The sequence below is a fragment of the Castellaniella sp. FW104-7C03 genome, assembly GCF_040276085.1.
Taxonomy (GTDB): Bacteria; Pseudomonadota; Gammaproteobacteria; order Burkholderiales; family Burkholderiaceae_B; genus Castellaniella.
In genome coordinates this window covers 19,106-30,834 of record NZ_JBELOK010000011.1, presented here as the reverse complement: position 1 = coordinate 30,834, position 11,729 = coordinate 19,106, and the positions used below count along the sequence as shown (strand labels likewise).

Annotated in this window: 10 protein-coding genes; 2 read left to right on the top strand and 8 right to left on the bottom strand. The window is 58.9% G+C overall.

The window, feature by feature from the left end; genetic code table 11:
• Positions 1-18: 18 nt before the first annotated feature.
• From ABS758_RS12995 to ABS758_RS12985, 3 genes are read right to left on the bottom strand one after another with little or no spacing between them, the layout of a single operon-like run.
• A complete protein-coding gene (locus tag ABS758_RS12995; protein WP_350383467.1) occupies positions 19-498 on the bottom strand; it encodes a tripartite tricarboxylate transporter TctB family protein in 480 nt (159 codons plus the stop codon).
• A 12-nt stretch (positions 499-510) separates the two neighbouring features.
• Complete coding sequence (locus tag ABS758_RS12990) at positions 511-2,034, bottom strand: tripartite tricarboxylate transporter permease (protein ID WP_350383469.1); 1,524 nt, start codon at positions 2,032-2,034, stop codon at positions 511-513.
• Positions 2,035-2,089: 55 nt separating this feature from the next.
• Entirely contained in the window at positions 2,090-3,055 is a 966-nt protein-coding gene (locus ABS758_RS12985) for a Bug family tripartite tricarboxylate transporter substrate binding protein (protein ID WP_350383471.1), read from the bottom strand.
• A gap of 274 nt (positions 3,056-3,329) precedes the next feature.
• On the opposite strand from ABS758_RS12985, the gene ABS758_RS12980 reads away from it, so the two are divergent.
• Positions 3,330-4,151: an SDR family NAD(P)-dependent oxidoreductase gene (locus ABS758_RS12980; RefSeq protein ID WP_350383472.1), complete on the top strand. Its 822-nt coding sequence runs from the start codon at positions 3,330-3,332 to the stop codon at positions 4,149-4,151.
• 7 nt (positions 4,152-4,158) lie between these two features.
• Here the strand turns inward: ABS758_RS12980 and ABS758_RS12975 are convergent, their stop codons facing one another.
• From ABS758_RS12975 to ABS758_RS12960, 4 genes are all read right to left on the bottom strand, one after another.
• A complete protein-coding gene (locus ABS758_RS12975) occupies positions 4,159-6,087 on the bottom strand; it encodes a TRAP transporter permease (RefSeq protein WP_350383474.1) in 1,929 nt (642 codons plus the stop codon).
• 32 nt (positions 6,088-6,119) lie between these two features.
• Positions 6,120-7,109, bottom strand: a complete 990-nt coding sequence (locus ABS758_RS12970) for a TAXI family TRAP transporter solute-binding subunit (protein WP_350383476.1) — start codon at positions 7,107-7,109, stop codon at positions 6,120-6,122.
• 74 nt (positions 7,110-7,183) lie between these two features.
• On the bottom strand, positions 7,184-7,537 hold the full coding sequence (locus ABS758_RS12965) for an AtuA-related protein (RefSeq protein WP_350383477.1): 354 nt from the start codon (positions 7,535-7,537) through the stop codon (positions 7,184-7,186).
• A gap of 3 nt (positions 7,538-7,540) precedes the next feature.
• Positions 7,541-8,902 carry an acyclic terpene utilization AtuA family protein gene (locus ABS758_RS12960; RefSeq protein ID WP_350383479.1) on the bottom strand — a complete coding sequence of 454 codons (1,362 nt, stop codon included), beginning with the start codon at positions 8,900-8,902 and terminating at the stop codon, positions 7,541-7,543.
• Between the two features lie 113 nt (positions 8,903-9,015).
• Between ABS758_RS12960 and ABS758_RS12955 the strand changes: the two genes are divergently transcribed.
• On the top strand, positions 9,016-9,924 hold the full coding sequence (locus ABS758_RS12955) for a LysR family transcriptional regulator (RefSeq protein WP_350383480.1): 909 nt from the start codon (positions 9,016-9,018) through the stop codon (positions 9,922-9,924).
• A gap of 108 nt (positions 9,925-10,032) precedes the next feature.
• Here ABS758_RS12955 and exaC read toward each other — a convergent pair whose 3' ends face one another.
• Entirely contained in the window at positions 10,033-11,559 is a 1,527-nt protein-coding gene (gene exaC, locus ABS758_RS12950; protein WP_350383482.1) for an acetaldehyde dehydrogenase ExaC, read from the bottom strand.
• Positions 11,560-11,729: the final 170 nt, after the last annotated feature.

Below are 11,729 nucleotides of genomic sequence, written 5' to 3'. Positions count from 1 at the left end.
ATCAAGAGTCCGGTAGGGTTATTCGAACAAGAAACCAGGGGGCAGGGGTACCAGCAGGAAGTAGTCGAACACCATGTATACGACGAAACTGACCAGTGCACCCAGACCCAGCGCCCTTATGATGCCCCGTGCGCCTGCGTGGCGGTCGCCCAGGTACCAGGCGATGGCGGCAAAGCCCAGGGTGCCGGTAAGCGCAAAACCCGCGGGACGATACAAGCCCGTCCAGAGTGCAAGCAGGACAATCACCACCAATACCTGCTGCAGGCCGGGTGATGTGGGGGCATCAACTTCGGAGGCCCCGGGTTGGTCCTCTGGCATGGCCGGCCAGGGCGTAAACGACAGGATCAGGGTCAGCGCGATGAAGAAGGCCATGAAGGCCATCATGGTGTCGGGAAACATGCCGCCAAAGGGGCTGGTGTAGTCACGCTGCACCCATAACGTTGCCACGAAGGCAAGCATCAGCAGTGATCCCAGGCGGTCGCGAAGCAGTGGGCTCATGATTATGCCTCTTTAGAGGGAAGATCGGGTGTCGGGCCGGCGCAGCCGTGCCCGTATGGGGCCAAAATATGGCCACAAGAAGGAAAATACCGACAGGCCAATCAGAATCCAGGACAGCGGATTCACAAAGAGCGCATACCAGGAGTGTGCGTAGCCCGCACCCATCAGGTTGGCTTGAACCAGCCCGGTTTCCATGATCGGGCCCAGAATCAGCCCCAGCACGATGGGCGCCGCGCTGAAACCAAAGTAGCGCAGGACGTACCCCGCAACACCGAAGCCCAGCATCAGGATGACATCCAGAAAATTATTGCGAATCGCATAAGAACCCACGATGGTCAGGATAGCGATGCCAGGTACCAGATAACGCACCGGCAGGCGCGACACAAAGCGTGCCAGCAGCCGGCCGCCGTACAGGCCAACGGGCACCATGACCAATGCTGATAGCCCTACGCCCAGCATAAACGTGTAGGTGATGTCTGCGTGCTCTGAGAAAAGCTGCGGCCCCGGGCGCAGGCCCTGCATCATCAGGGCGCCATAAATAATGGCGTCTGGCGGGGCTCCCGGGATACCGAGCGTCAGCAGGGGGATCAGGCCGCCGCCCACCACGGCGTTGTTGGCGGTTTCGGTGGCCACCACCCCCTCAAGCTTGCCGGTACCAAATTCTTCGGGGGTTTTGGAAGCCCGTTTGGCTTCGTTGTAGGACACCAGATTGGCGATACTGCCACCCGCGCCCGGCAAAATGCCCACGACCGTGCCGATGATGGAAGACCGCAGCAAATTGCCTGGCATGGCAAAAACACGCCGGACAGTTGTGCCCAGTACCCCTTTGGCACGCCGATAATCGATGCTGTTTTTACCACTCGAAGAATGAAAAACCAGATTGAGGAGCTCGGGGATACAAAACAGCCCGATCAGAATCACGATTAGGTCCACACCGGCCTGCATGGCGGGCGAGCCAAACGTAAAGCGCACATCGCCGCCCACCGGTGCGATGCCGATGGTGGAGATCAAAACACCAAATGCGGCACCTGTCATGCCTTTTAAAAACGCACCCGAGGACAGGCTTGAAATGATGGTGATGCCAAAGACCCCCACCCAGAAATACTCTGCCGGGCCAAAGCGCAGGGCGATATCGGCCAGCAAGGGGCTTAAAAAAATCAGGCAGATAACACCAAATACACCGCCAATGGCCGAGCCCACGGTGGCACCGATCACAGCTTCTTCGCCGCGGCCTTGCCGGGCCATGGGGTAACCGTCGAATGTGGTGCCAATCGAGCTGGGAGTGCCCGGGGTGTTGATCAGGATAGCGCTGAAACAGCCGCCATAAATGGCCCCCATATAGATGGAGCCCAGCAAAACCAGGCCGCCAATGGGTTCCATGCTAAAGGTAAAGGGCACGAGCAAGGCCACGGCCATGGTAGCGGTAAGGCCAGGCAGGGCGCCAATGACCATGCCGGCCACAGTACCCGCCACAATCAGTGCAAGGTTTTCGAAGGACAAAAGATGGATGAGGCCTAGCCAGATGGCTTCAGTCATGGATCACCTGTGCATGAAAGTGGCGGGAATATGGACGTTTTGTTGATTGCCAAGCCTACTTGAGACGGCCGAGCTCCTTCATCAACGCCTTGTACTCAACCATTTTTTTCTTGACGAGTTCGAGTGATGCCTCGGGGCCCATGTACTCGATCTTGAAGCCGTTTTCATCCATCTTTTGTTTGACTTCAGGGTCCTTCATGACCTTTTCGAACGCATCGGCCAGCACCTTGACGCGGTCGTCCGGGGTGCCCGGAGGTGCGGCAACGCCGCGATAGGCACCTTCAACTACATCGAATCCCAGCTCTTTGAACGTGGGGACATCACCCAAAACCCCCATGCGTTCTTCGGAGGCAATCGCCAGCGGGCGGAACTTGTCCTTGTACTGCACACCCATGGTGGAGTATGTCATGAGGGCTGTGACGTGACCGCCGAGCAGAGCGGGGACGGCTGCGCCGCTGCCACTAAAGGGGATGTAGGTGAGTTTGATGCCGGCGGCTTTGTTCAGCATCGCGGTGCCCAGATCATTGGCGCTGGATGAACCGCTGCCTCCCACTGTAACTACGCCAGGGGGGTTTTTCTTGGCGTAATCGATGAGATCCTGCAGCGTTTTAAAGGGGCTGTCCTGACGCACCACCAGAAGGTCGGGAGTGCTTTCAAAGAAGTAGATGCTTTTTAGATCAAGCGTCTTGAAGCCCGCATCGCCGCGTTCCAGTGGTTGCAACACAATATGGGGCAGGTTGTGTCCGGCAAAGGTGTAGCCATCGGGTTTTGAGTGGATGAGCTCGGACCAGCCCACCGAGCCACCACCCCCAATTTTGTAGACAATATTGACTTCCTGACCGAGCACTTTCTCTAGGGGCTGCTCTTGAATGCGGGCGGTGATGTCGGACTCGCCACCCGGGTTGAAGGCCATGATGTAGGTTAGGGGTTTGTCAGGAAATTCGGCCTGACTGGGGGCGGAGAATCCGACAGCCGCCATGGCCAGGGTGAGACCGGCAAAGGTACGGATGGGTTTCTTCATCTGTATGTCTCCTCGTGTGGACCGAAAGGTTCCGGAGGAGCCGGATGTTTCGGCCGATTTTATATGCATGGCTGTCACCGTTTCAGCAGCCTGCTGCATATCATTCTAATCAACTGTTTGTTGATGATTAGGCCTGTCATGCAAAGCTTGTTTAACTGAAACTTAAAAGTGAAAGCGAGGACTGCAGATGAATGCCTGCGGCCGCAAATCTGGTCGGCAATGCCTACAATGGGCTGTGACACGCAGCTGCGCCGACTCATTCATATGGATCATCATGAACGATATCTCTCTTGAACAAAATCCCCTTAGCCTGACAGACAAGGTAGTGCTCCTGACAGGCTGTGGCTCCATCGGTGAAGGGTGGGGCAATGGCAAGGCCACGGCCGCGTTGTGTGCACAGCGCGGCGCCAAGGTTTTTGGTGTCGACCTCCATCTGGAGGCGGCGCGCGAGACCCAGCGTGAAATTGAATCGCGGGGTGGCGTTGCCTATGTCGAGCGTCGGGATGTCACCTCGTCCGAGGACGTGGACGCCATGGTGCAAGCATGCCTGGCTCGTTGGGGGCGCATCGACGTGCTGATCAATAACGTCGGGCGCTCTGAACCCGGTGATCCCGTGACGCTGTCCGAGGAGGTCTGGGCCGGGCAGCTGCAGGTTAATCTGAATGCCGCGTTTCTCACCATGAAAAAAGTGATCCCCCTGATGGCAGCACAGGGAGGGGGGGCGATTGTGAATGTGTCTTCGGTGGCTGGGCTACGCTACATTGGCAAGCCTCAGGTGGGCTATGCGGCCGCCAAGGCCGCATTGATGCAAATGAGCGCTACCACGGCAGTCATCCATGCCCACGAAAACGTGCGCATCAATTGTGTTGTGCCCGGCTTGATGCATACGCCCCTGGTTTCCCGCCTGGCGGATAAGTACGCTGGCGGAGACTATAAGGGCTTTGTCAAAACCCGCGAGCAGCAGGTGCCCATGGGGCGCATGGGCGACGCCTGGGATGTGGCCTGGGCAGTGCTGTTTCTGGCTTCTGATCAAAGCCGTTACATCACCGGCACACAGATGGTGGTGGATGGCGGCCTGACCTGCGCCACCCGTTAGTGCCAACTTACGTAGCCTCGGCCGTCACCATTGCTTGAGGTGGCGCTCGCCGCAGGCGAATCAGGATGGCCAGGCCGGCCGTGGCTGCCACCAGGCCTACCCAGGTGGGTATGGTGGCCAGGATGGCAACGCTTAGCCAGCACAGGGTATCCACTGCACGCCATGGGGTTACGCGGGCGCCTCCGAACAGGTAGGCAAAGGCTGCCACAAACACCATACCGCTCAGTGCTGCTTCCAGATAACCGGTTTCAAGGCCTGGAGTCAGCATGCTGGGGTACAGCAGAAACAGAAACGGAATGACATAGGTGACGGCGCCCAGCATGACGGCACGTTTTGCAACCAGCCCCCATTTTTCGCCGGCCAGGCCTGCTGCCACAAATACCCCCACGCACACGGGTGGTGTAATCACCGACAAGGTGGCGTAGTAGAAGACAAACATATGTGCAGTGATCGCCGAGACACCCGCCTCCATCAAGGCGGGAGCCAGGGTGGCCGCCACCAGCACGTAGGCAGCAGTCGTGGGGATCCCCATTCCCAGAATCATGCACACAATGGCCACAATCAGGCCGATCCAAAGCAGGGATGCACTGCCATCACCCACGATCATGGACGAAAGGGTGACCCCCACGCCTGTCATGTTGATCATGGAGACCAGGATCTGTGCGCCCGCCAGCAAGATTCCCACGATAATCAGGCCGGTGGCGCCTTCATCCAGGGCTGCGCGGATTTGTGTGACCATGGTTTTGGCCAGGGGCGAAGCTGAAGGCGTATCGCTGCTGGCTTTTTTACCGCCGCGCATCTGCACGGCGAGCCCGGACACCAGCATCCCGACAATCGCCCCGATAATGCCGTAAAACGCCGCGGTTGGCAGGGAATTTCCGCGCAAAATGCCCAGGGTAAGCCCACCCAGCGAGAGCACGATGGGGGCCAGACGGTCGATGGTGAGGATGGCTGACCATCGCGGGATCTGGTCTTCGGGCACGTGGCCCAGGTGTTCTTGTTGTGCCGTGATATGGACGGTGGCGAAAACACCAAAGTAAAAAAGGAAAGCAGGCAGTACGGCTGCTGCTGCGATGGTGAGGTAGTTGCTGCCGATGATTTCGGCCATGATGAAGGCGGCCGCGCCCATGATCGGAGGCGCCAGCTGCCCGCCGGTTGAGGCGACGGCCTCGACGGCACCTGCCAATGCTGCCGGGTAGCCCAGGCGTTTCATCAATGGGATTGTGAAGGCACCCGTGGTGGCTACGTTACCCACAGCACTGCCACTGACCATACCAAAGAGGCCCGAAGCCACCGTGGCAATTTTGGCAGCGCCGCCCACCGAGCGGCCGCTGACACGCACCGCCATATCCATAAAGGCAGCGCCGCCCCCGGAGTGCAACAGAAATGCGCCAAACAGCACAAACACGGCGATGATGGTGGATGCGACTCCCAGGAGGGTTCCCCAGATACCGATATCGCCCAGGAGCAGGACTTCTGTCATGAAGTAGATATCAAACCCGCGGTGGCCCAGAGATCCCGGAATATATTGCCCGAAGGCGGCATACGCCAGGCCAATCAGTACGATTGTCGGGAAGATCAGGCCGATGGCCCGGCGGGAGAGATCCAGCACTGTGATGACAAGCACAGCGGTTAGCGCAATTTCGAGCGGGCCTGCGGTTGGCAGGCTGTTCATGATGCGGTCTGCATTGAACGTCACCCACAGGCAACTGCCAGCCGAGGCCACGCCCAGCACAATATCCAGCAGTTGCCCGAGTGGGCGCCACCGGGAATCCTTGAACAAGGGAAATTTCAGCAGGGCGACCAGGATGACAAGTGCCAGAAAAAGCGAGCGTTGTACCAGAGAGCTCTGCGCTCCGAATGCTGCTGTCCACAAGACAAAAAGGCTGAGTACTAGCGTTAGCAGCGAGGCACTTCGGGTGCGCAGAGTATCCATTGGTTTGCTCTCCTGGCGGATGAAACGCCCGATTAACCGATCAGTTTGGCGGGCACGTCGAGCCCGAGTTCTTTGAAGTAACGAACTGCACCCGGGTGCAGGGGCGAGGATGCATATTTAAGCGTCATTGCTGCGATGTCTGCGCCTGCCACGTCGGCCAGGGCGGCGGCCTGCTTGGTTTTATCCTCGCAGATCGCCTTGACAATCTTGTAGGCCGTCTCTTCGTTCATGCTGGCGGCTGCCGCAACACCCAGGCCAAAGCCCCAGGTGGTGTAGGCACCCACACCCGATGCTTCGTCGGCGGGTACGTCAACCAAAGACAACTCGGGCATCGCCTGGGCGATTTTGTCGTGTTCGGCCGAAGACAGGCTAAGCACATTGATGGGTGTGAAGGCAGCGATTTCTTGTGAAGAGGCATCCAGCTTCAGGCCGGCGCCGGATTTCACGTAGCCGATGACGCGATTATCCTTGACCGCATCCACGATCTCGCCGGTGGATCCGCGCACCACCTCCGGCTTGACACCCAGCAAAGCCAGCACGGAATCTGCGGTTTTTTCTGTTGCCGAACCCTTCAGGCCCGTATTGAATTTTTTTCCGTTCAGGCCCTGGAGGTTTTCGACGCCGGCATCTTTACGCACCACCACGTTTTGCGGCGCAATCGAGTAGATCCAGAGCAGGCGTGCGGCTTGAGGCTTGCCCTCGAAGGCGCCGGTGCCTGCGTTGGCGTTATACATCACGTTTGTGGTTACCAGGCCGAAATCCACCTGATTGCGTGCCATGCGGCGCAGGTTGTCCATCGTGGCACCGGTTTCGGTTACCGAAGTATCGAGGGTGGGGACTTTCTGGTTGAGCAGCTGCGAAACCGCGACGAAGTAGCCGTATTGGCTGGATGAAGATGAAGTGGTGCCGATCAGCAGCCGCTTTTTCTGGGCACTTGCGACCAGAGGGAACATACCCAGTGAAACAGCTGCGGCGCCAGTTTTTAATAGGGTGCGGCGGCGGATAGAGTGGGTTTCTTTCATGACATGTCTCCTGTGATTATGTAGCCACAATGGCAGTGAAGAATGGCGGATCCAACAGCCAGAACAATGCGGGTTCAGCGGGGTTCTGGCACCCCCCGAATGTGTTCAGGCGCAAAGATCTGGTGGCTTAGCAAACAGAATGAAAGCGTCTTGCCATGGGTGTCGAGGTTGAGGCTGCCATTGACGCCACCCTCCAGGACATCGTCCAGCACGAAGTTCATGGCGTGCAGGTTTGGCAGCAGAAAGCGTTGCACGCGCGTGACGCCACGTGTTGCAAACAGCTGGGCCACGCAAGTGTCTGTGACTTCCTCTACCAGCGTTGGCCAGATCTCGGGGCTGTAGGCAATCAGGCTGATGTTCAGACGATTGCCTTTGTCACCCGCGCGAGCATGGGCAAGCTGGTGTAATGGCGTCAAGGTTTTAGGCATCTCTCAGGCCTCCGCCAAAAAATAATGGCTGGTGTGTACTTTGGTGCGCGGTACCAGGTAGGACACCGTGCGGATCCGGTTCTGGGTTCGTGTGCGGATGCCGCCACCGCCTGCCGGGCCGGTGCAATAGAGGGCTGATACTTCTTGCAGCGCCAGCTCAACCGCGTGCTTTGTGTCCGCACTGACCGCAAGCCGCATCCGGATGTCTTCTGAAAACGGCGGGCATGCCTGCTGCCTGAGGGCTCCGTCTTCGCTGTCAAACACGCTGACCGCACCAATCAGGTCAAAACGCCGGCGCACATCCAGGCCCTTGTTGTGCAGGCGTGCTTCAAGGATCTCGGCGGCAAGCCGGGCCCGGGCCATCGCGTTGGGGCCCGCATATGAGATTTCTCCTTCGCCCAGCCAGTCGCCTGTGAAGCCGACGGTCATTTTCAGGGTGTCCGGACGAGGCTGGCCGTGTGCACCGCGAACGGCCACCCGGTTGGGGCTGGTTGGCTCGAGGGTGACGTCTGTGATGTCCAGTACAACATCAGGAGTCAGGTAGGCGGCAGGATCGTGGATCTCGTAGAGAATCTGTTCTTTGACGGTGCGCAGGTCGACCAGCCCGCCGGTATTCCCCGCCTTGGTGATGACAAACGAGGCATCGGCCTGGATTTCCGCAATGGGGTAGCCTATGGTGGCCGGGGAGGGGACATCCTTGTAACCGGGATCTGCAAAGTAGCCGCCGGTTACTTGTGCCCCGCATTCCAGCAGGTGGCCGGCCAGCGTGGCCTGGGCCAGGCGATCCCAATCATCCCAGGCCCACCCGTAGTGAGCCATGGCCGGGCCCACCACCAAGGCTGGATCGGCGACCCGCCCGGCCACCACAATCTGGGCGCCGGCGCGCAGGGCGTCGGCAATCGAGCGGGCGCCAATGTAAACATTGGCAGAGACGATCTGCCCGGTGTCACTGTGCAGTGCAGTGTCGCCCTCCCAGATTTCCAGGCCTGTGAGATCGAGCCCGTCGAGGAGGTCGTCGCCCGTGATCACGGCGATCCTGGTGTCTGTGAATCCTTGATCCCGGGCGATCTGCTGGATCAGGCGTGCCGCCGCCTGCGGGTTGGCCGCGCCAAAGTTGCCGACGATGGCTATGCCCGCACGCAAGCAATCTGCCAAAATGGGCGTGACGATGTCTGCCAGTAAAGGCTCGTAGCCTTTGTCTTTATTGCTGCGCTTGGCCACTTGCCCCAGTGCCAGCGTGCGCTCGCCGAGCGTCTCAAAGATCACGGCGCCCGGATGACCTGACGCAATGATGGATGCCACCACAGCCTGAGCGGCATCGGTTCGATCGCCGGAAAAACCAGCGCCACTTCCGATCAGATACAAGGTTGTCTCCTGCAATGCCTGTTATAGATTCTTGGCGGCATGAAGATTCATCTTAGGTCGGGTTGTTTAATAATAGAATTGAAATTTCTGTATCTCAGTAATTTGAAAATCGAATGAAACAAGGATTCCGGCACATTCGTGCGTTTTTGCAGGCGGCACAATCGGGTAGCTTCACCCAGGCGGCAACCACGCTGCATGTGTCACAGCCGGCACTCACCGTGCAGATCCGGCAGCTCGAAGAAGAGTTGGGTGTCAAGCTCTTCGACCGGGACCGCCGTCGCGTTACCTTGACTCCGGCCGGCCGCAATATGATTGTGCCTTTGCAAAGAATTCTGGATGAGTTCCAGAGCGCGGTCGAGCAGGCACACGATCTGGCCGGGCTGCAGCGCGGCCGGCTGACAATCGCTGCATTGCCCTCAATTGCGGCAGCCTGGTTGCCGGGTTTGATCCGAACGTTTCATGCCCGGCACCCAGGCATCGAAATCCGTATTGCCGATGTCCCTGCCACCCGATTGCAGGCCCTGGTGCGGGACGAAGAAGCCGATCTGGGCCTGGGCCCATGGGTGAGTCGTGATCGTGCCTTGCAATTTCAGGCTTTGCTTGAAGACCGGATGCACGTCTTTTTCCCGGCGGGCCATCCTTTGGAGGTCACTCGGCGCCCAACGCTGGAGAAACTTGCCCGGTATCCTCATGTGCTCACCGGCCAGGGCACCAGCGTTCGCGAGGTGCTGCATCGCGCGTTGGAAGTCGCTGGTTTGGATGTCGAGGTTGTCTGTGAGGTGGCGTATCTATCAACCGCCATCGGGATGGTTCGGGCGGGGCTGGGGGTGGCGATTTTGCCGCTTTCCACCGTGTCGGCGGCGCCCTGCGCTGATCTTGAGCACCGGCCCGTGGCCAGTACCGATCTTAATCGTCAACTGGGCCTGATTACGGCCAAAAGAAAGGCGCCGTCGCCAGCTGCTGCTGCTTTTATTACCGCCCTGATCGCTGCCAAAGGGGCTTTGGGTGGTGAGTTTGCGTGATGCTGCACCCGCCCGCGGCAACAAGGGCTTACAGGTTTTTGTCTGTAAGCCCTTGCGCGCCTGACGTTGCGAGGCCCGGGCTTTAGCGGGCCTGAATTGTCATAGACGTTAGAAGAAACCCAATGCGTTCGGGTCATAGCTTACCAGCAGGCATTTGGTTTGCTGGTAGGCGCCCAGCGCCATTTTGTGGGTTTCGCGCCCAATGCCGGATTGTTTGTAGCCGCCAAAGGCCGCGTGGGCGGGGTAGAGGTTGTAGCAGTTCGTCCAGACTCGTCCGGCCTGTACTTCGCGGCCTACGCGATAGGCCTGCGAGCCATCGCGCGACCAGACTCCCGCCCCCAGGCCGTAGTACGTGTCGTTCGCGATCGCGATGGCTTCGTCCTCGTCTTTAAAGGTTGTCACCGAGGCGACGGGGCCGAAGATCTCCTCTTGAAAGATCCGCATGCTGTTGTTGCCAAAGAGCAGGGTGGGCTTGACGTAAAAGCCCTCGTCGAGACCGGCGCCTGGTACGTTGCGGCTGCCGCCTGTCAGGCATTGCGCGCCTTCATCGCGTCCGATATCGATATAGCCCAGGATCTTGTTCATTTGTGCCTGAGACACCTGGGCGCCCAGCATGGTGGATGCTTCCAGCGGGTGACCGGTCTTCATGGCTTTCACTCGCTTGACTGCCCGTTCGATAAAGCGTTCGTAAATGGATTCCTGCACCAGAATACGCGAGGGGCAGGTGCAGATCTCGCCCTGGTTCAGGGCAAACATACTGAAGCCTTCCAGTGTCTTGTCAAAAAATGCGTCGTCCTGATCCATGACGCTGGCAAAGAAGATGTTCGGGCTCTTGCCACCCAACTCTACTGTGCTGGGGATCAGGTTGTCGGCCGCTGCGTGCAGGATGTGTTGGCCCGTGGGGGTAGAGCCTGTAAAGGCAATCTTGTTGATGCGTTTGCTGGTTGCCAGCGCCTGCCCGGCTTCCTTGCCAAAGCCGTTGACGATATTGAGTACGCCCGGGGGCAGCAGATCACCCACCAGCTCCATCAATACCAGGATCGATGCCGGGGTTTGCTCGGCTGGCTTGAGCACCACGCAGTTACCGGCAGCTAGGGCGGGGCCAAGCTTCCAGGCGGCCATCAGCAGTGGGAAGTTCCAGGGGATGATCTGTCCCACTACGCCCATGGGCTCATGGAAGTGATAGGCCACCGTGTTCTTGTCGATCTCGGAGATCCCGCCTTCCTGGGCGCGGATGCAGCCGGCAAAATAGCGCAGGTGGTCGATGGCCAGGGGGATATCGGCGTTCAGGGTTTCACGGATGGGCTTGCCATTGTCGATGGTTTCCGCTGCGGCCAGCAGGCCCAGGTTCTGTTCCATGCGGTCGGCCATGCGCAATAGCACTCCGGCACGGTCAGCCACCGAGGTTTCGCCCCAGGCCTTGCGCGCTGCGTGAGCGGCGTCCAGGGCCAGCTCGATGTCGTCGGCCCCGGATCTGGGTACCTCGCAGAACACTTGCCCGGTGATGGGCGATAGATTGTCGAAATACTGTTTGCTGACAGGTGCCACCCAGCGCCCGCCGATGTAGTTCTCGTAATGCTTCTTATAGGGAAAGTCCAGGTCTATCCCGAAATGCTTCAGGTCGGTCATGTTCATTGCTGTCTCCTTGGGTAATGGCATCGTTGAGGCAAATGCCGATTCATCAGGGCATCTGTGTTGATGCTTATGGAGTACCAAGCAATATTGATGCCAACATGCCCGTCAGGTGCTCGTCGCCCGGGTCTGGCCGCCTTCGGCATGACGTGTGGTTCCCCTCCACGATAGAG

Coding starts and splice junctions, on each gene's coding strand:
- ABS758_RS12995 (WP_350383467.1), bottom strand. CDS start 498: ATGAGCCCACTGCTTCGCGACCGCCTGGGATCACTGCTGATGCTTGCC.
- ABS758_RS12990 (WP_350383469.1), bottom strand. CDS start 2,034: ATGACTGAAGCCATCTGGCTAGGCCTCATCCATCTTTTGTCCTTCGAA.
- ABS758_RS12985 (WP_350383471.1), bottom strand. CDS start 3,055: ATGAAGAAACCCATCCGTACCTTTGCCGGTCTCACCCTGGCCATGGCG.
- ABS758_RS12980 (WP_350383472.1), top strand. CDS start 3,330: ATGAACGATATCTCTCTTGAACAAAATCCCCTTAGCCTGACAGACAAG.
- ABS758_RS12975 (WP_350383474.1), bottom strand. CDS start 6,087: ATGGATACTCTGCGCACCCGAAGTGCCTCGCTGCTAACGCTAGTACTC.
- ABS758_RS12970 (WP_350383476.1), bottom strand. CDS start 7,109: ATGAAAGAAACCCACTCTATCCGCCGCCGCACCCTATTAAAAACTGGC.
- ABS758_RS12965 (WP_350383477.1), bottom strand. CDS start 7,537: ATGCCTAAAACCTTGACGCCATTACACCAGCTTGCCCATGCTCGCGCG.
- ABS758_RS12955 (WP_350383480.1), top strand. CDS start 9,016: ATGAAACAAGGATTCCGGCACATTCGTGCGTTTTTGCAGGCGGCACAA.
- exaC (WP_350383482.1), bottom strand. CDS start 11,559: ATGAACATGACCGACCTGAAGCATTTCGGGATAGACCTGGACTTTCCC.